The organism is Acinetobacter sp. MB5 (assembly GCF_003261585.1).
Lineage (GTDB): Bacteria > Pseudomonadota > Gammaproteobacteria > Pseudomonadales > Moraxellaceae > Acinetobacter.
Map to the genome: position 1 here is coordinate 17209 of NZ_POVU01000024.1, position 17838 is coordinate 35046.

Here is a 17838-nt window from a genome sequence, read left to right on the forward strand (position 1 = left end):
TGTGTCCTTTATTGTTGTGGTGGTGTTGAAAGTACAGTTGGGTTATTCGCAGGTAAATTATTTGGGCTTGGGAATAAGTGCTTCTCAAGTTGAGGTAGCATCAATTCCATATTTTTACCAAGTGACCATTGTGGTTCTGACGGCTCAAAGCCTTGTGCAGTTTCCCATTTGGACACGGTTGCTTTGGCATCGTTAAAGGCATCTTTTAGAGAACTTTTTTCACGCATGGCCTGATCAAAGAACGCCCGACCAAAATAGGTGTAATCTAATTCATTGTTACATCCAAACGATGAACGATCTGCTGCCGATGCCGTAATCACCAAGGTATTATCTGACTGTAGTGCAGGAACAAAACTACCCGAATAACACGCTGAAACCACAATCACACGCCAGCGAATCCCTGCTTTATCCAAGGCTTCACGTAACCACTTAGGATTAACCTGTTTTAAATCAATCGGGGCATTTTCCAGTTCAAAATGATTGGGTTCGCCATGTGAAGTCATGTATAAAAACAGCACGTCGCTTTCTTTATTCATCTGCTGACCAATACGGTTCAATGCCATTTGAATACTGGTTCGTGAAGCAATCGGTAAGGTTGTACGGGTCTTCGGATCATTCACCAGTTCAATTGAACGTCCGAACGTCCCAAAACGCGTATCAAACTGCGATTTAATCCGTTGCACTTCCGAGCTAAACACGGTGTCATAGCTGTCTCCTGCAACGCCGAGGAAATACCAATGCGTCTGCGAGAAATCGCCAAACTGAACTTGAGCCAATGCTTTATTCAGCACATTGCCTTGGGCGTAGAGTGCATCTTCAGACAGTGTCGGCTGAACATCATCGACTTTCCAGATGGGCTGCTCTTTCACTGACATCTGCCACACCACTAAGGTACAAATTGTGGCAAACATAATCAGTCCACGCTCCCACCATGGCCATTTCAACTCACGTGCAAATACCCAAATTACAGCCAGACTCTGCCAGACAAACAGAATCAGGAATAATGTTGGCAAAAAGTTATAAATGCTGTCAGGTAGAAAATCGAGATAACCTTGATCCCCAAGATATTGCAAAAGACATTGAATCAACAGAATACTGGCATCGAGCACCAACCACAGCAATGCTGGAACCAGCATCAGACGTGGGTTATTGGTTCGTTGGGACAGAAAAATCCCGACAATCAGTGCAATAAATGGCCAGAGCGCATAACTGACCAAACCTTGTGAATTAAAATGTCCAGCCTGACCCGCCACCATCCAGCTAAACAGCGTATTGACTGCACCAGCAATGATGCCCCAAAAGATCAATTGAAAAATGGATGGGTGAACGACTGTGAGAGAACGGCGAGAACCGAGGAACAACCATAAACCAGCGATTTGGTTACTTTTAAGATCGTGCCAAAAATTGATGGAAGGTTTCAGGTCTATCATAAAGTTCTACGGGGGAAAGCGATGGAGTTATTTATGCATCCCTTAGTTTATGCCTGCATTTTTTTTTATCAATGTGATTTTGAATGAATTAACAAAACTTTGCGATTTTCTAAACAGTCCGTAATCGAATCATTACGGACGAAAATAGCCATCGAAACGACAAGCATCACCAAGCCACTGATGCTGGGGTGCTTGGTTGTCCAAATATACCGCATGGCGTGGACGCTTGACGATGACCCTTTGTGACAGTTGTCGCGCCAGTACCAACAGATTTCCCCCCAAATCCATTTCCCCATCTTCAGGTAACAGCAAATGTAGCAATTGCATCTGCTTTTTGACCTGTGCCTGCTTTTTCACGGCCTGCTGGTTCTGGTCACGTTGGGGAAACATTGGATCCAGATAAATCACATCAAACTGGTTCCCTGCTTGAATTTGTTGTTCGAGATATTCGGCAGAATCTGCATGAACCAAATGAATATTAGCAGCAACAGGCGCTAAAAATGCATCGTGCTGAGCAGCCTGATGCGCTGCTTCTAATAGCATGTATAAAATCGGATGTCGCTCAATTAGGGTGACTTTTGCCCCAAGTTTGGCCATCAGCAACGTGTCATGCCCCAAGCCCGCAGTGGCATCAATCAAATTCGGCTGTTCATTGACCTGACAGGCCCGTGCCAGCATTTCAGACTTCATGCCTGCACGTTTTAAACGTGGAATTTCTGCCTGCCAATCGGGCTGCATTTTCATGCCATTGGCTGCAAGGCTTAAACCATCCTCATCAAGAACGAGTGCCAACTCAGGATGTAAACGCAGGAACTTAGCATTGATTTTTTCAACAACTTGCCCTGTCAGCTCAACCTTTAATTCAGCTAAACGCTGCTGAAGCACAATAAATTGTGCTTCAGCTTCAGGGCTATACCAACAATGAAACTGCATTACCAATGTACCCAGCCTGTGCCCCAAGTGAGTAAAATCAACAAACCAAAAACAATACGGTAATAAGCAAATGCACTAAAGTCATGTTTAGACACATAACGAATCAAGGCGCGAATCACGAGCAGTGCAGAAATAAATGCAACCGCGATCCCCATACCTAGAACTTCCATATCTTGGGTATGCAGCTCGTGACGCATTTTATACATGTCGAGCAGACCTGCACCCATCAATACAGGAATACCCAAGAAGAATGAAAACTCAGCCGCTGCTTTACGAGAGACACCCATAAACAGTGAACCAATAATGGTTGAACCTGAACGAGATGTTCCCGGAATCAAAGCCAAACATTGAATCAAACCAATAAAAATGGCCTGTTTCATACTCATGTCATCGACTTCTTCACAGGCAACAATATGTTGACGGCGTTCGGCCCATAAAATAATCAGACCACCGACAATCAGCGCCAAAGCCACTGTCACAGCATTAAATAGATAAGCTTTGACTGTTTCCCCAATCGTCAAACCAATAATCATAACGGGAATGGTTGCAACAATCAGGTTGAAACTTAAACGGCGACCTTGAGGATCTCCTGTCAGCGCGCCAATCAAAGCACCCCACAACTTGCCCCAGTATTCATAAATAACTGCGGCAATCGCTCCAATTTGCACCGAAACTGCAAACATGTCGCGCTTTTCAGGTGTCCAGAAATCGAGAAGTTCTCCAGCCAGAATGAGATGTCCAGTACTGGAAATAGGCAGGAATTCAGTAATCCCCTCAACCAAGCCCATAATTGCAGCTTTAAACAGCAGTATAAGATCCATATTTTGTCCTAGTTAGGGTTTACCTTGCTCAGGAATTTTTTTCCAAGCGTTATCACGTAAGTACACAGGGAGAGCCTGTTCCGCACTTACCCAATTTTGTTGTTGTGCTTGAGGTACGGCGATTGTTGCAATATCTTGTGCATTCGGGCACACGGTCTTGTATTGGGTGGCTTCGGCATCTAAAAGTTGCGCCCCTGAACCCACAACCGTAAAACGCTGCGCTTGAGCTGCTGCGGCATAATCCAACAGTTGCTCTTGGTCAACCGCCTGCATAATCTGGTTTGCATCTAACTGGTAACTGGCAATGTAGACTTCGTTCATGCGTGCATCTAAAACCGCAGTCACTTCAGTTAAACCATGCAAACGATATGCCGCCTGTGCCAACGCCTGTAAAGTCGATACCGCAATCACAGGAAGATCATTTGCCCAAGCCAGTGCCTGTGTTACTGCTGCATTAATTCGCACTCCACTAAATGAGCCTGGCCCGCGACTAAATGCAATCACATTCAGTTGTGACGTCGTCCAGCCCTGTTGCTGTAACCCTTGCTCAATCATGGGTAATAACGTTTGAGTCTGGGCTTTGGCTTGTTCATTCAGTGCAAAAAAGACAGAGTGAGAATCTTCGATCAGGCAAACTGAACATTGTTCATTTGCTGTTTCGAGTGCTAGCAGTTTCATGCATGCCCTACATTACAAAATACAAAACGCCTGTATGATACTCTAGTCACCGATACTTCGCGAATATAAAAAAATACCAAGCGAAAGCTTGGCATTGTTTTCTCATTAGAAGCTTAAGCCTGTTTTATTTAATCGTGATGAAACCAGAAAGGCTCTAAACTCAAATACTTTTTAAAATGCTCAGCATAATGCAACGCACTTTGTTTCAATTTTTCTTCGCCCTCAGTATCCACCATTTTCACCACTTTCCCTGGTGACCCCATCACCACTGAATTATCAGGAATCACCTTACCTTCAGGAATCAAGGCATTCGCGCCAATAATGCAGTTTTTACCAATCACCGCATGATTCAAAATCACCGCATTTATACCGATTAAGGTATTATCGCCAACCGTACAACCATGCAGCATGGCTTTATGCCCGATCGTGACATAGTTGCCAATCTTCAGTTCAATGCCAGCATCGGTATGTAACACGGCGTTGTCCTGCACATTACTAAAATCACCGATACGAATCTGACTATTGTCCCCACGAATCACAGCACCAAACCACACGCTTACTTGTCGCCCAAGTTCCACATGTCCAATCACCGTGGCATTTTCAGCAATCCAGCCTGTCCACGGTTGCTCAGTTGTGGTGGGCGCATAGCCCTGAAATTTATACATCATGCGTGAATCTTCCTTTTTATCATCTGTATTTTTATATCGACTTAATTTCAGCCGCATTCAATAAAAACGGCCATTCTTTTTCATACTTTAATCCGTATTTAAACAGACTGACCAGCATGCGTGCCGTCAGTCCCCACACAATTTCATTCTGTACATGCATACTCGGGAAATATAAAGTTTGCTGCTGATATTGCACAGCATGAGGCTGCGTTGGGGTTTGCATCAGTTCATGCAATGAAGCCAAAAAAATCCGATCAATTTCTGTAGGTTGTGCAATTAATTCAATTTGAGGGTGAATCAATCCAACCACAGGTTTTACACTTAAACCACTTTTTGAACGCTGCATCGGCAAATCTCCAATCAACTCGACATCATAGGGATTCAATGCAATTTCTTCATGCGCCTCACGCAGCGCCACTGCAATATTACTGCTATCTTCAGGGTCACGTTTTCCACCAGGAAAAGAAACTTCACCCGCGTGCTGATTCAAATATTTCGAACGACGAGTCAGCACAACTTTAGGATCATCTTCCTTGGTAATTGCAATCAAGACAGCCGCCTGCGCAGGCTCAATATGCCGCGCAAAACGCAACTGCTGTTGCAAATGATCAATTAAAGTCGTTGTACTCATTCCACCACCTATTTTTATATTGTTCCTTGCTCAAGTCTCATGCAAATGATGCGTAAGCGATTTTTTTCAGTTATGCTGAACCATCTCTTTTTTCACTGATCATTTATTATGAACTGCTGCGTAAAATGTGGACACCCTACAGCCGAAAAAATTCCCTTGGGCGATAGTAAATTCCGTCAAGTGTGTACCCATTGTGGCAATATTCATTATGAAAACCCAAAGATTATTTGTGGTGCTTTGGTGACATGGGACAATAAAATTCTGCTCTGCCGCCGTGCCATTGAACCACGCTATGGCTTATGGACACTACCTGCTGGTTACATGGAACTGTTTGAAACCATGGAGCAAGGTGCAGCACGCGAAACATTTGAAGAAGCAGAAGCTGAAATAGAGATTGAACAACTGTACTGCATGTACAATATTCCCCGTATCGGGCAAATTTATGTGTTGTTCAAAGCCCATTTAAAAGATGGGAAATTTGGTGCAGGCCCTGAAACCCTCGAATGCCGTCTATTTGCGGAAGATGAAATTCCTTGGGAGGATTTAGCTTTCCCAAGTGTACAACACACCTTACAACACTATTTTAATGACCGAAAAACCAATGCTTTCCCACTGCACCATGAAACCATTGGTACACGTATCGACGAAACAGGCTAAAAATACAATCCCTCTCAATGCCTAGCTCCGACTAGGCATTGATTATCTGTGTCAATTGCTTCACTATTTGCCTTTCTTTTTTGCAACCTATTGTTATATGTCCAGTTGCTATTCCCTGCAAAAAGCACTATCACAATTTGATTTCTCCGCAGCTGAAATTTTACTGCGCTTACAACAGCTCACAGGTTTAATCTATCTCAATGATGATGATCATCCTGTGATTGCGTTCTTACCGCAACAATACCAACTGATTCAAGATCAGCACACCCAACATTTTGTTCGTGACGCTGCATGGCACTATCAGGAACAATCCTCGCCTGTTGCGCTTGAAGATTGGGTCAATTGCCAAAACAATGCTACAGCCCAAACCGCAACCCAGTTCCAAGGCGGTTGGATGGGTTTTGTCGGTTATGATTATGCTGCCCGCCAAGATGTTGCAGCCCCTTTACATGCTCAACCTGCACTGTATTTAGGGCAATATTTATCATTTCTCAAATACGAAAAAACACAAGGCTGGGTCTTCTATAGCCGAGAAGACTACGAAACTGCCGAACACATTTTCCAAAAAATACACACGCTACTTGATGTCGATGCACCGAAAACGTCATTTCAACTCACTCAAGCCTGTCAGGCACGCTGGTCGAAAGCAGAATATATCCAAGCCTTTGATCGCATTATTGACTACATTCGCGCAGGTGACTGTTACCAAATTAACCTCACCCAGCAATTTATCGGACAAGCACACGGTTTATTGCTGGAAACGGCTGAGCAGTTCTGGCAACTGACCAATGCGCCTTATGCAGGTTATTTAAAAATCGGTGACTTTGAATTACTCAGTTGTTCACCTGAACTGTTTATTGATTTTCAGGCACAGCAGCAAATTGTCACCCGCCCGATCAAAGGCACCATGCCGCGCTATGCTGATCCCGAGCAAGATAAACAGTCTAAACAGCGTTTGATCCAGTCTGAAAAAGATCAGGCCGAAAACCTGATGATTGTGGATTTACTGCGGAATGATTTGAGTGTTTATGCGGAAATTGGCAGCGTCAAAACCAATAAACTGTTTGAGATTGAAAGTTTTGAACAGGTGCATCACATGGTGAGTGAGATTCAAGCAAATCTGAAATCTGACACTCAACCGATGCAAATGCTGCTCAAAGCCTCACCAGGTGGTTCCATTACAGGTGCACCGAAAATTCGTGCTATGCAAATTATTGCTGAACTGGAGCAACAACCCCGTGGCGCATATTGCGGTTCATTAGGCTACTTCAATCAAGATGGAACAGGTCGCTGGAATATTCTGATTCGTTCAGTGCAAAAATATCAACAAGAAATCTCTATGTGGGCAGGTGGCGGCATTACCATTGCTTCACAAGCCGAAGCAGAATATCAGGAATGTTTTGACAAAATTTCTGCCATGCTCAATTTACTCAATACATGGCAAGGTTAAACTGATCTTGAATATAGCCATAAAAAAACTCGCAGCCGAAACTGCGAGTTTTTTTATTTTAGGAACAGCTTATAAAATCTGATTCTTTAAGGTATCAACCAAACGCTGATTTTGTTCAGTCGTACCAATCGTAATACGCAAGTACTGATTAATACGTGGCTTATTGAAATAACGCACGATAATGCCTTGTGCACGCAACTCAGCCGCCAACTCACCTGCATCACGCTCAGGGTAAGTTGCAAAAATAAAGTTAGCTTTCGATGGTAAAACTTTAAAACCAATTGCAGTCAAATCAGCCACCAACTGCTCACGGCAATCAATCACTTTTTGACAATGTTCAGCAAAATAAGCCTGATCTCCAAAGGATGCAACCGCTGCGGCAATCGCAAAACGGTCAATCGGATAAGAGTTAAAGCTGTTTTTCACTGCTTCAAGCGCAGCAATTAAATGCGGCTGTGCAATTGCAAAACCAACACGTAAGCCTGCAAGTGAACGTGACTTAGATGTAGTTTGGCACACCACCAGATTTTCGTATTTGTTGACCAAAGCCACAGCAGACTCTGCACCAAAATCAACATAGGCTTCATCAATCACCACAACACGGTCAGGGTTGCCTTGTAACAACTGTTCGATTTTTTCGAGTGACAACGCAACACTGGTCGGTGCATTTGGATTGGCAATAATAATGCCGCCATTTGGCTGCTGATAATCTGCAACATCGACTTCAAAATCATCATTCAGTGGCACAGTTTTGGTATTGATCGCAAAAAACTGGCTATAAACTGGATAAAAACTATATGAAATATCAGGCGATAAAATCGGCTGATCCTGCAAGAAAAATGCCTTAAAAATGTGCGCCAAAACTTCATCTGAACCGTTGCCGACAAACACTTGTGAAGCATCAATATTTTGCTGTGCGGCAATCGCCTGTTTTAATGCAGTTGCATCTGGGTCTGGATATAAACGCAAAACATCCGCCCCATCATTCAAAACGGCTTGCACTGCTGCAACCACTTTTGGTGATGGTGGATACGGATTTTCATTGGTATTCAGTTTAAGTAAATTTTGGATTTTTGGCTGTTCACCGGGTACGTAAGGTTCAAGCTCGCGAACTTCTGGGCTCCAAAAACGCATTTGCTGATTTGAAATATTCATCATGTCATCTCAAAAAAGGGCTGAAAAAACAGCCCTCAAATTTCTATAGATCATTAAGCAGGTTGATAACGGTAGCGTGCAGAACGTGCGTGCGCATCCAAGTTTTCTTCTTGCGCCAAAATGTCTGCGGTTTTCGCCAGCGTTTTCACACCCTGCTCAGAACACATAATTAAACTTGAGCGTTTTTGAAAATCATAAACACCCAGTGGTGATGAGAAACGCGCTGTGCCTGAGGTTGGCAAGACGTGGTTTGGCCCTGCACAGTAATCCCCAATCGCTTCAGGAGTAAAACGTCCCATGAAAATTGCACCCGCATGGCGAATGTCTTGGCTCATGGCTTCTGCATCATCGAGACAAAGTTCTAAATGCTCAGGTGCAACTTGATTAATCAGTTCAATCGCTTCTGCACGATCTTTCACCAACACTAATGCACCACGATTGGCAATCGAAGTACGGGCAATCTCGGCTTTTGGTAATGCCGCCAAATGTTCTTCAATCGCTTCAGCCACTTCATTTAAGAAGTCTTCATCAGGCGTGATCAAGATCGCTTGCGCGACGGTGTCATGTTCGGCTTGTGACAGCACATCCATCGCGATCCATTTGGCATCGTTCTGACCTTCGGCATACACCAAAATTTCAGATGGCCCTGCAATCATGTCAATACCAACCTGACCAAACACCGCACGTTTTGCCGCAGCCACGAAACGATTCCCCGGCCCTGTGATTTTATCGACACGTGGAATAGTTTCTGTCCCATATGCCAATGCTGCAACGGCTTGCGCACCACCAATCGTAAATACGCGATGTACCCCTGCCAAATAAGCAGCCGCTAAAACCAATGGATTCAACTCGCCATTCGGTGCAGGTACAACCATAATAATTTCTGGCACACCCGCAACATGTGCAGGCACAGCATTCATCAGTACTGACGATGGATAAGAGGCCAAACCGCCTGGTACATAAATCCCAACACGGTCTAATGGTGTAACTTTCTGACCCAAGGTATTACCCAAATCATCCACATAGCTCCAGCCATCTTGCTTTTGTGCTTGGTGGAATGAACGGATGCGGTTGGCAGCCAGTTCGAGTGCTTCACGAACCTCAGCGTTTAACCCCTCAAAAGCTGCTTTAAGCTGAGCTTGAGACAATTCAAGATCTGAAAATTGATGCGCTGGATGTCGATCGAACTGCTGAGTAAGTTTAAGTACATGTGCATCGCCATGTTGGCGCACATCGGCAATAATTTGGTCTACAGTTTTGAGCAGTTCTGGATCATTGACTGTTTCAAAAGCCAATAAATCAGCGAAGGCTTGCTGGAAGTCCTGCGCTTGAGTCGATAAACGTCGCATCAATTTACCCACAAGGTGTTTAAACAAAAATGAGGTTTTAGTTTACCCTGTTTCGACTGACTTGTGGACAACAACTCAACATCTATCGCAAAAGCTTGATAGAAAATTACTTTTGAAATGCTGAATCATCTTTAGGTACTGACATCAGGATGATCCCAAGAACCATCTCGTTGAATCAACCAGTTTAATGCACCGTGACGTTCCATCACCACGGATGCATTGAGACCTGCTGGAGCAGCCTGTTGTTTTAAGCGTGCATCGACACATGCCCAGTCATAACGATAGATCAAATCAGCCTGATCTAAAATTTCTTCCATGTCACGCAACTGGACTTTTTGCATAAACTCATCAAATGATTCAACCGAAGTCACTGCCTGAATTGCAAAGTCACAATCAACAATACTTTCAGGATAATCCAACTCATCCACAATGCCTAAAGCCCAAAGCAAAACCCAATAGGCTTCATATTTCCAAACCATGTTAATCACATCTTGCTGTGACACATCCCGATTTAAAATTGCCTTTTCTTTGTCTGTTAGTTCATCCAAGACTTGCATGCGACTCAAAATATCAAAAACAAATTCCTGAGTTTCATCATCATATTTCTGATTATCCAAATCACAGGCAACCTGTATCACCCACAAACAGGCAATGGCGCGTTTGGCGATACGTTCTGCACTGCGAGCTTCAATTTCTTCAACAGATTCAATGACTGGTAACCAATCAATATATGGGATGGTATGCTGTTTCAAGATATGTATTGAGGCTTCTTTACGTTGTTGTGGTGTTTTCATTCTCATCACTACTTCTTTTTTAGTCCGTATTTTTAACATGAATTTCTTGATGTGGAATGATTGGATTTTGTTACAAGGTGCTCGGATTTTGAAAATCTCAGCCATAAAAAAAACCGCCAAAATTGGCGGTTTTTTGATTCACAAGCAATTATTTTTGCTTTTGACGTTCATTTACAGCCGTTTCAAGCTGAGAAATGATCGGATTTAACAACGCTTGCTTACGTTTAAAGCTGGCTTTATTGACAATCAGGCGTGAAGAGACTTTGCAAATTTCTTCCAGTGGCTCTAGACCATTGGCACGTAAAGTATTACCTGTATCAACGACGTCGACAATGTAATCACCTAAACCGACCAATGGCGCTAATTCCATAGAACCATACAGCTTAATGACATCTACTTGCTCGCCTAAGCTGGCATAGTATTGGCGAGTTAAGTTCACATACTTGGTGGCAATCTTTAAACGACCTTGTGGATGAACCATTCCCACTTTAGCAGCAGTCATCAGGCGACAATTGGCAATTTTCAAGTCCAATGGTTCATAGACATTTTGTGCGCCATGTTCCATAAGGACATCTTTACCCGCCACACCCAAATCTGCCGCACCATTTTCCACGTAGGTTGGCACATCTGAAGCACGTAAAATCAAAATACGAACCAGTTTATGCGTGGTCGGGAAAATCAATTTACGTGATTTTTCAGGGTCTTCAAGCAAGTTAATGCCTGCTGTTTCCAGCAAAGGTAAAGTTTCTTTGAGAATTCGACCTTTACTGAGGGCTAACGTTAAACCATGATCAAAATTACCCATCACATTGAAATTCGGATCATCGTTTCTAAACTCGTTCATTTCTTATCCACTTACTCGTTTAATTTTTGCGCCAATACCTTGTAGTTTCGCTTCGATATTTTCATAGCCACGATCGATATGATAAATACGATCAATCAAGGTTTCACCTTCTGCGGCAAGTGCTGCTAGCACCAATGAAAAAGACGCACGTAAATCAGTTGCCATGACAGGTGCTGCTGAAAGTTGCTCAACTCCAGTCACCACTGCATCATTGCCTTCGACCTGAATATTGGCACCCATACGTGACAATTCAGGGACATGCATAAAGCGGTTTTCAAAAATCGTTTCTGAAATAGTCGCAAAACCACGACCAATCGCATTCACCGCCATGATCTGTGCTTGCATGTCGGTTGGGAAATCAGGATGTGGTAACGTCTGGAAGCTGACCGCTTTCGGACGTTTACCCTGCATGTCTAACTCGATCCAGTCATCACCACGGGTAACTTCGGCACCCATTTCTTCAAACTTGTCGAGGACGCATTCAAGCAATGCAGGATCGGTATGTGTCGTTTTGACACGACCACCTGTAATTGCAGCGGCAGCAAGGTAAGAACCTGTTTCAATACGGTCAGCGACGACAGCATAGTCACAACCATGCAGACTTTCAACACCCGTCACCACCAAAGTATCGGTGTCTAAACCTTCAATTTGAGCGCCCATCTTAATCAGCATTTGCGCCAAATCGGTAATTTCAGGCTCACGTGCTGCATTGCGAATTGTGGTCACACCATCAGCCAGTGCCGCAGCCATCAGAATGTTTTCTGTACCGCCCACAGTGACCATATCAAAGACAACTTCACCGCCTTTTAAGCGACCATCAACTTTGGCATGTACATAACCATTTTCAACTTCAATATGTGCACCCAAAGCTTCTAATGCTTTTAAATGCTGGTCAACAGGACGTGAACCAATTGCACAACCGCCTGGCAAAGAAACTTTCGCTTCGCCATAACGTGCGACCAGTGGGCCTAGCACCAAAATCGAAGCACGCATGGTTTTCACCAAGTCATAAGGCGCAAATTGGTTATTTAATGTTGAAGTATCCGCAGTAACCGTATCACCCGAATATTCAATCGTCACACCTAAACCAGCAATCAGTTTCACTAGCGTATTGACGTCACGAAGGTTTGGCATGTTCGAAATACGAATTGGTGAATCTGCTAAAATCATCGCTGCCAATAGTGGCAACGCTGCATTTTTAGCACCCGAAATACGGACTTCACCTTCTAATTTTTGACCACCTTGGATGAGAAATTTATCCATAAATCATTAAGCTCCGAACAAGCTAGCTTTGCGCCATTCTTCTTTCGTCATTGCACGAATGGTCACAGCATGTACTGCTCCACTGGCAATATAATCATTTAATGGTGCATAAACCGCTTGCTGACGAGCCACAGGGCGTTTGCCTTCAAACTGATCATCAACAATACGTAGGTCAAACTTTCCAGCTTGTCCACTCACAACAACTTCTGCATGTGGAAAAGTTGCTTTTAAAATTTCAGTGAGCTGTTCACTATTCATGGGTAAAAGACCTCGTGTAAGACCTACGTTGTAAAAACTGGCTATTTTACTATATTTAAAAAAAATTATTCATTAGGCAATCGTAAAATTGCCATAAAAAAAGAGGTTTATAAAAACCTCTTTCCCTTAAGTTAAAAATTAAACTGGAACAATAACTTGTGGGAAAATCATCTGCATTTTACGATGTTTTGCCAGTTGTCGTTTCATTTTCTCAGTTAATTTATTAATGGAAGTATACATGTCATCCGCACACGCTTGTGCAAAAAGTTCAGCGCCAGGCAAACGAATAATCGCCTCGGCAATATGATTCGCACTCCCTTTCCGAGAACGTTTATCTAGTTGATGATCTCTTGAGAGTTTCACCTGCATACTATTCACTTGATCAATATGTTTTGTCATTTGATCAAACTTAGTGCGAATATTTTCTTCTATCGCAGGTGTAATTGTTAAATGATGTCCACGAATTGTTAATTGCATACCACTATCCCTCATTAATGCTCAGGATAAAGATCGTCATGGCTGATGATGAATGCAATCACAGTTTATTTCACTATCATTCCAACATCACAAGCCACTCCAAGAAAAAAAGATTCATCATGTTGTCATAATGAATCTTTAGAATTAACAAATTCACTTCTTCAAATCAATACTTTTCTGTCAGAAGACGACGGAATGTTCAGTGACTCACGATATTTAGCAACTGTACGACGCGCAACGTCAATCCCCTCTTCTTTCAATAAATTCGCAATTACGTTATCTGACAATGGCTTACGAGGATTTTCTGCCGAAATCATTTTTTTAATCATGGCACGAATTGCTGTTGACGAACATTCACCACCTGTCGTTGTGCCAACATGACTTGAAAAGAAATATTTCAATTCAAACAGACCACGTGGCGTCAGAATGTATTTATTCGTCGTGACTCGTGACACTGTTGACTCATGCAATTCCACTTCTTCGGCTACATCACGCAGTACCAAAGGCTTCATCGCCTCAGGACCTTGCTCTAGAAATGCCTTTTGATGCTTCACAATACAGCTCGCCACTTTCAACAAGGTTTTATGACGTTCATCAATACTCTTAATAAAGTTTTTAGCTTCAAGCATCTGATTACGCAAATATTGATTATCCGAGCTTTGATCTGCACGTCGAATCATATTGGAATAAAAAGAGTTGATCCGAAGTTTCGGCATTACATCTGGATTTAACTGAACTTGCCAGTGATCCTGTTTTTTGGTGACAACCACATCTGGAATCTGATATTCAGATTCCCCTGACTCAAAATCACTTCCTGGATACGGCTTTAATGTCTTAATTAATTCAATCGATGCTTTTAGCTGATCTGGATTGAGTCCTGTCTGTTTCATCAATTTATTAATATCATTTGCGACCAAAAGCGGATAGTACTCCAGCATTTTTAATGCTTCATAGCGAGAAGGAGTGGCTGGCGGTAAATATTCCAATTGAATTTTTAAACTTTCGGCAAGATTGCGTGAACCAATTCCGATTGGATCCAAACGCTGCAAATGTTTTAGAACAACTATGACTTCTTCATCTTCAACAATTTCATCATAGTCCAGTTCTTGCAAAAGATGCTGAACGGATGCTGTAATTTCTGAAATTTCAGCATCTAAAAAGCCTTTTTCATCTAAAGAATCTACAATGCAATACGCAATTAACTGATCTACTTTAGAAAAATGCAATAGATTAATCTGATTATGCATATGTTCCTGCAAACTCAGATGGCTTTGGCGATTATCTTCCCGTTCTTCAAATTCTGCTGTGCCCAAAGCTGTCGATTGATGTGTATAAACTTCATCCCAATCTGTATCGACAGGTAAATCATCCGGCAAATAGTCAGCATTTAACTCTTTGGTTAAATCCTTATTTTCATAATCATTTTCAGCATCAAGACCAGTATCTGCACTTGATAAATCTTCAACTTTTTCAAGTAAAGGATTACTTTCTAGCTGAACCTGAATTTCTTGTTCTAATTCAAGGCTAGAAAGCTGCAAAAGTCGAATAGCCTGTTGCAATTGTGGCGTAAGCGACAATGAATTGGCAATTTTTAATCCTACAGACAACTTCATAAAGATTTCTATCCCAAGAGACCCAAGCAATTTTTATGCCGTTCTTATGGTTATAGCATATAGTTAATAAAAAACATACAAGAAAAGGGAAATTATGCCCAACGCGATCAATAAAATTATTAATACTTATGTATCTTTGAAGAACTTATCTCAAATAAAAACTTGTGTTTTATTTTTTTCAAAACGCTTATTTTTGAATTGCTAGAAAAAAGTTACTAGAGCTTGACCTTCTAAATTAAACAAAATTAAGATCCCTACATCCTTAACGTACTTTGGATTTAAATTTTGCTTATTCATCAGAAAAATTTTTTTAATCTCAAAAATATCTTAGTTACAACATCATTAATGACTTTAGCGGGCTGTAGCAGTCTTGGACCACATAGTGGTTCTGTTGCATCACGTTCTTTAAAACTTTCTTCAGGCTTACAAAAAGCCTATACAGTATCTCCAGCAAAAGCCCAGCGTCTCTCGCCATTGATTATCCAAAGTGCAGACCAGTATCAGGTTCCACCCTTGTTAGTTGCAGCATTGATTCGACAGGAATCAAATTATAATAGTGCTGCACGCTCACCCACTGGTGCTGTAGGATTAACACAAATTATTCCAAGCTACTGGAGAGGTCAATGTACTGGCAATTTATTCGATGAAGCAACAAATATTCAATGTAGCACTTATATTTTGAGCCATTATCATGCGCTTTCTGGAAGCTGGTTTAAAGCAACAGCGTATTATAATGTTGGTCCAGCAGGTTATGAATCCAGTTTTTGGACACGGCATAAAGCAAAAAAATACGCACGCCAAGTTAAGCATCTCGAAAAAGAGTTAAAAGAAGCATTGTAAATTTCTTATAAAATACATAAACCTAATAATCAAAAGGTTAAATTTTCTATTTATAAGAATGTATTACAATGACTTTAAAAATGCGACAACTTCTGTATTTCCAGCCATTTCTGCAAGCTCAAGTGCCGTATATCTGGCCCGATGATCAATTCTTGCGCCTTTGCTGACTAACAGTTTGACTACATCTATATTGTCATTTTCGGCCGCAGCTTGTAATGCGCTATACCCCTCATCATCAGTTTGATTGGGATCTGCACCATCATGCAATAATTGTTCAACTTGTTCCACATCTCCTAAAGATGACCAGTAAATAAGTTCAGGAAGATGAAGTTCATCATCATTTTCAGGAATTGGTGAAAAAGAATTGAGTTTCATCAGATTTAACCCTTTTTATTTTAGTGCTCAAACCACAATTAAAACTCAAATTCAATGATACATCTAGATAAAAATGCGATGAGAATCTAATGATCTCTACCTTGCAAATGCACTTGTAGACGATAGCGTATCAATATCAGATTTTATTTATTTCTTTGCAATCACTTGTGCCAGTACAATTCGCCCCTCTTCTAGATTGCGACGCTGGTTTTGAGCCATTGACTGAAAATCATTTCCAAGCAGAATATGAAATCCAAGAGGTGGCAGCCCATCTTTTTTAATCTTATCTGCAAGCTTTATAAACCATTCCCTTGCGGCTTCTGTTGTGTCTGTCCAATCTGTAATAGTAAATCCAGCATTAACAAGAAGTTGATGTAATTCAGTAGGTTGGACAAGAAAACTCGTATCAGCTGTTCGTGCCCATGGCACTGGGAAAATAACTGGTTCTAATGGTCCTGCGAGAACATCATAGATAGCAAGTGTACCGCCTGGCTTTAATATTCTGTACATCTCTTTATATAATTGAACTTTATCAGAAATGTTCATGGCAGCATGTTCCGTCCATACAACGTCAAATGTCTGATCATCAAATGGCAGTTTAGTTGCATCAGCTTGTTGAAAATCTACGAGGTTCAAAAGGTCTGTCTTAGCAGTGAGTGTTTTGGCTGCTTTGCAATACTCATTTGTTAAGTCAATACCTGTAACATGGCAGCCAAATTCTTTAGCAAGACAACGTGATGTTCCCCCAACACCACTACCAACATCGAGCACATACTTTGTTGCATCTAGTCCCGCCGCTCGAGCCAGTTCGAGTGTTGCTATCCTTCCTCGGATGTGAAATTCATCAATTGGAGCTAAGTCTTCAGGTGTTAAACAGCTTAAATCTTTTCCTGATTTTTCAAGTGCTGCTAATATAACCTCACTTAAATCTTGGTGAGTTTGATGATAATGCGTTTGTATTGCTTCATTAATTGTAGTTTGCATACACAAGTTCCTTCTTATGCGGCTTAATTTTATAGGTTAACTTTTATTATGAATCAACTTTACTTTAAGTAAATCGCTTATTCAGCCATTGAAATTTTTGGCTCTCCTCTGCTAAAAACACTAACACAATCATTTATTCCAAGAATTAGATACTCATGTGGTCTTTCATATCCAACCTTAGCTAACTGTTCTTGAAGAAAGCCACCACGTTCAGATTCCTGATCAAACCATCCACCAGAATTTATTTTCCATATCCATCCTGGAACACGACTTTCGTCATCCCAATAATCTAGCAAGTCTCCTTCATCCAGAATACGAAAGCCAATTGAAGAGAAGCTAACATACACAGGAATCGGTTGATCAGGAAAAATAAGCGTTATTTCAAGTTTCCACAAATCATAAGAAACATGAATCACTTCAGGTAAAGTATTAGGTATAACAGTTACATTTACATCATATTGATTTGCAATAACCATAGATCTGAATCTTCTTTTAAAAATAGCATTTTATTTATACAGATTTCGATTGAATGTAGAACAAAGTTATATATTTATAAAAATTATGATTAGAGTGTTTTAATATAGAATACTCTAAATATTAAGTTTAAAAAACTTGGAT

Annotated in this window: 20 protein-coding genes; 3 read left to right on the plus strand and 17 right to left on the minus strand. The window is 41.6% G+C overall.

Annotated elements, in window-relative coordinates; all coding sequences use genetic code 11:
• Positions 1-8: 8 nt before the first annotated feature.
• From C1A47_RS16130 to C1A47_RS16155, 6 genes are all read right to left on the minus strand, one after another.
• On the minus strand, positions 9-1430 hold the full coding sequence (locus C1A47_RS16130) for a C13 family peptidase (RefSeq protein ID WP_111896045.1): 1422 nt from the start codon (positions 1428-1430) through the stop codon (positions 9-11).
• 132 nt (positions 1431-1562) lie between these two features.
• Entirely contained in the window at positions 1563-2363 is an 801-nt protein-coding gene (locus C1A47_RS16135; protein ID WP_111896046.1) for a class I SAM-dependent methyltransferase, read from the minus strand.
• On the minus strand, positions 2363-3184 hold the full coding sequence (locus tag C1A47_RS16140; protein ID WP_111896047.1) for an undecaprenyl-diphosphate phosphatase: 822 nt from the start codon (positions 3182-3184) through the stop codon (positions 2363-2365). The genes C1A47_RS16135 and C1A47_RS16140 overlap by 1 nt, the downstream gene beginning before the upstream one ends.
• 12 nt (positions 3185-3196) lie before the next feature.
• The gene (gene tsaB / locus C1A47_RS16145) at positions 3197-3862 is read right to left on the minus strand and encodes a tRNA (adenosine(37)-N6)-threonylcarbamoyltransferase complex dimerization subunit type 1 TsaB (RefSeq protein WP_111896048.1); all 666 of its coding nucleotides are present in this window, start codon (positions 3860-3862) and stop codon (positions 3197-3199) included.
• A gap of 128 nt (positions 3863-3990) precedes the next feature.
• Positions 3991-4530, minus strand: a complete 540-nt coding sequence (locus C1A47_RS16150; protein ID WP_111896049.1) for a gamma carbonic anhydrase family protein — start codon at positions 4528-4530, stop codon at positions 3991-3993.
• Positions 4531-4561: 31 nt separating this feature from the next.
• On the minus strand, positions 4562-5161 hold the full coding sequence (locus C1A47_RS16155; RefSeq protein ID WP_111896050.1) for a CoA pyrophosphatase: 600 nt from the start codon (positions 5159-5161) through the stop codon (positions 4562-4564).
• 108 nt (positions 5162-5269) lie between these two features.
• Between C1A47_RS16155 and C1A47_RS16160 the strand changes: the two genes are divergently transcribed.
• The gene (locus C1A47_RS16160; protein WP_111896051.1) at positions 5270-5818 is read left to right on the plus strand and encodes an NUDIX hydrolase; all 549 of its coding nucleotides are present in this window, start codon (positions 5270-5272) and stop codon (positions 5816-5818) included.
• A 97-nt stretch (positions 5819-5915) separates the two neighbouring features.
• Positions 5916-7268, plus strand: coding sequence for an aminodeoxychorismate synthase component I (pabB, locus tag C1A47_RS16165; RefSeq protein WP_111896052.1), 1353 nt, complete (start codon positions 5916-5918; stop codon positions 7266-7268).
• Between the two features lie 69 nt (positions 7269-7337).
• On the opposite strand, the gene hisC is transcribed toward pabB, so the two are convergent.
• The 8 genes from hisC to C1A47_RS16205 all read right to left on the minus strand — a co-directional run bounded on the left by hisC (position 7338) and on the right by C1A47_RS16205 (position 15021).
• Positions 7338-8423: a histidinol-phosphate transaminase gene (gene hisC, locus C1A47_RS16170; protein WP_111896064.1), complete on the minus strand. Its 1086-nt coding sequence runs from the start codon at positions 8421-8423 to the stop codon at positions 7338-7340.
• Positions 8424-8476: 53 nt separating this feature from the next.
• Entirely contained in the window at positions 8477-9784 is a 1308-nt protein-coding gene (hisD, locus tag C1A47_RS16175) for a histidinol dehydrogenase (RefSeq protein ID WP_162625973.1), read from the minus strand.
• Between the two features lie 119 nt (positions 9785-9903).
• Entirely contained in the window at positions 9904-10566 is a 663-nt protein-coding gene (locus C1A47_RS16180; protein ID WP_111896054.1) for a DUF4272 domain-containing protein, read from the minus strand.
• Positions 10567-10714: 148 nt separating this feature from the next.
• The gene (gene hisG / locus C1A47_RS16185) at positions 10715-11410 is read right to left on the minus strand and encodes an ATP phosphoribosyltransferase (protein WP_111896055.1); all 696 of its coding nucleotides are present in this window, start codon (positions 11408-11410) and stop codon (positions 10715-10717) included.
• A gap of 3 nt (positions 11411-11413) precedes the next feature.
• A complete protein-coding gene (gene murA / locus C1A47_RS16190; RefSeq protein ID WP_111896056.1) occupies positions 11414-12673 on the minus strand; it encodes a UDP-N-acetylglucosamine 1-carboxyvinyltransferase in 1260 nt (419 codons plus the stop codon).
• A gap of 6 nt (positions 12674-12679) precedes the next feature.
• Positions 12680-12931 carry a BolA family iron metabolism protein IbaG gene (gene ibaG, locus C1A47_RS16195; protein WP_111896057.1) on the minus strand — a complete coding sequence of 84 codons (252 nt, stop codon included), beginning with the start codon at positions 12929-12931 and terminating at the stop codon, positions 12680-12682.
• Between the two features lie 138 nt (positions 12932-13069).
• Entirely contained in the window at positions 13070-13408 is a 339-nt protein-coding gene (gene hpf / locus C1A47_RS16200; RefSeq protein ID WP_111896058.1) for a ribosome hibernation-promoting factor, HPF/YfiA family, read from the minus strand.
• A 161-nt stretch (positions 13409-13569) separates the two neighbouring features.
• The gene (locus C1A47_RS16205; RefSeq protein WP_111896059.1) at positions 13570-15021 is read right to left on the minus strand and encodes an RNA polymerase factor sigma-54; all 1452 of its coding nucleotides are present in this window, start codon (positions 15019-15021) and stop codon (positions 13570-13572) included.
• Positions 15022-15366: 345 nt separating this feature from the next.
• Between C1A47_RS16205 and C1A47_RS16210 the strand changes: the two genes are divergently transcribed.
• On the plus strand, positions 15367-15861 hold the full coding sequence (locus tag C1A47_RS16210; protein ID WP_111896065.1) for a lytic transglycosylase domain-containing protein: 495 nt from the start codon (positions 15367-15369) through the stop codon (positions 15859-15861).
• Positions 15862-15924: 63 nt separating this feature from the next.
• Here the strand turns inward: C1A47_RS16210 and C1A47_RS16215 are convergent, their stop codons facing one another.
• The 3 genes from C1A47_RS16215 to C1A47_RS16225 all read right to left on the minus strand — a co-directional run bounded on the left by C1A47_RS16215 (position 15925) and on the right by C1A47_RS16225 (position 17696).
• Positions 15925-16236, minus strand: coding sequence for an ankyrin repeat domain-containing protein (locus tag C1A47_RS16215; protein ID WP_111896060.1), 312 nt, complete (start codon positions 16234-16236; stop codon positions 15925-15927).
• A gap of 147 nt (positions 16237-16383) precedes the next feature.
• Positions 16384-17220 carry a class I SAM-dependent methyltransferase gene (locus C1A47_RS16220; RefSeq protein WP_111896061.1) on the minus strand — a complete coding sequence of 279 codons (837 nt, stop codon included), beginning with the start codon at positions 17218-17220 and terminating at the stop codon, positions 16384-16386.
• Between the two features lie 77 nt (positions 17221-17297).
• Complete coding sequence (locus tag C1A47_RS16225) at positions 17298-17696, minus strand: hypothetical protein (protein ID WP_111896062.1); 399 nt, start codon at positions 17694-17696, stop codon at positions 17298-17300.
• Positions 17697-17838: the final 142 nt, after the last annotated feature.

Coding starts and splice junctions, on each gene's coding strand:
- C1A47_RS16215 (WP_111896060.1), bottom strand. CDS start 16,236: ATGAAACTCAATTCTTTTTCACCAATTCCTGAAAATGATGATGAACTT.
- C1A47_RS16140 (WP_111896047.1), bottom strand. CDS start 3,184: ATGGATCTTATACTGCTGTTTAAAGCTGCAATTATGGGCTTGGTTGAG.
- hisG (WP_111896055.1), bottom strand. CDS start 11,410: ATGAACGAGTTTAGAAACGATGATCCGAATTTCAATGTGATGGGTAAT.
- C1A47_RS16150 (WP_111896049.1), bottom strand. CDS start 4,530: ATGATGTATAAATTTCAGGGCTATGCGCCCACCACAACTGAGCAACCG.
- tsaB (WP_111896048.1), bottom strand. CDS start 3,862: ATGAAACTGCTAGCACTCGAAACAGCAAATGAACAATGTTCAGTTTGC.
- murA (WP_111896056.1), bottom strand. CDS start 12,673: ATGGATAAATTTCTCATCCAAGGTGGTCAAAAATTAGAAGGTGAAGTC.
- C1A47_RS16160 (WP_111896051.1), top strand. CDS start 5,270: ATGAACTGCTGCGTAAAATGTGGACACCCTACAGCCGAAAAAATTCCC.
- pabB (WP_111896052.1), top strand. CDS start 5,916: ATGTCCAGTTGCTATTCCCTGCAAAAAGCACTATCACAATTTGATTTC.
- ibaG (WP_111896057.1), bottom strand. CDS start 12,931: ATGAATAGTGAACAGCTCACTGAAATTTTAAAAGCAACTTTTCCACAT.
- C1A47_RS16225 (WP_111896062.1), bottom strand. CDS start 17,696: ATGGTTATTGCAAATCAATATGATGTAAATGTAACTGTTATACCTAAT.
- hpf (WP_111896058.1), bottom strand. CDS start 13,408: ATGCAATTAACAATTCGTGGACATCATTTAACAATTACACCTGCGATA.
- C1A47_RS16130 (WP_111896045.1), bottom strand. CDS start 1,430: ATGATAGACCTGAAACCTTCCATCAATTTTTGGCACGATCTTAAAAGT.
- C1A47_RS16155 (WP_111896050.1), bottom strand. CDS start 5,161: ATGAGTACAACGACTTTAATTGATCATTTGCAACAGCAGTTGCGTTTT.
- C1A47_RS16205 (WP_111896059.1), bottom strand. CDS start 15,021: ATGAAGTTGTCTGTAGGATTAAAAATTGCCAATTCATTGTCGCTTACG.
- C1A47_RS16210 (WP_111896065.1), top strand. CDS start 15,367: ATGACTTTAGCGGGCTGTAGCAGTCTTGGACCACATAGTGGTTCTGTT.
- C1A47_RS16135 (WP_111896046.1), bottom strand. CDS start 2,363: ATGCAGTTTCATTGTTGGTATAGCCCTGAAGCTGAAGCACAATTTATT.
- C1A47_RS16220 (WP_111896061.1), bottom strand. CDS start 17,220: ATGCAAACTACAATTAATGAAGCAATACAAACGCATTATCATCAAACT.
- C1A47_RS16180 (WP_111896054.1), bottom strand. CDS start 10,566: ATGAAAACACCACAACAACGTAAAGAAGCCTCAATACATATCTTGAAA.
- hisC (WP_111896064.1), bottom strand. CDS start 8,423: ATGAATATTTCAAATCAGCAAATGCGTTTTTGGAGCCCAGAAGTTCGC.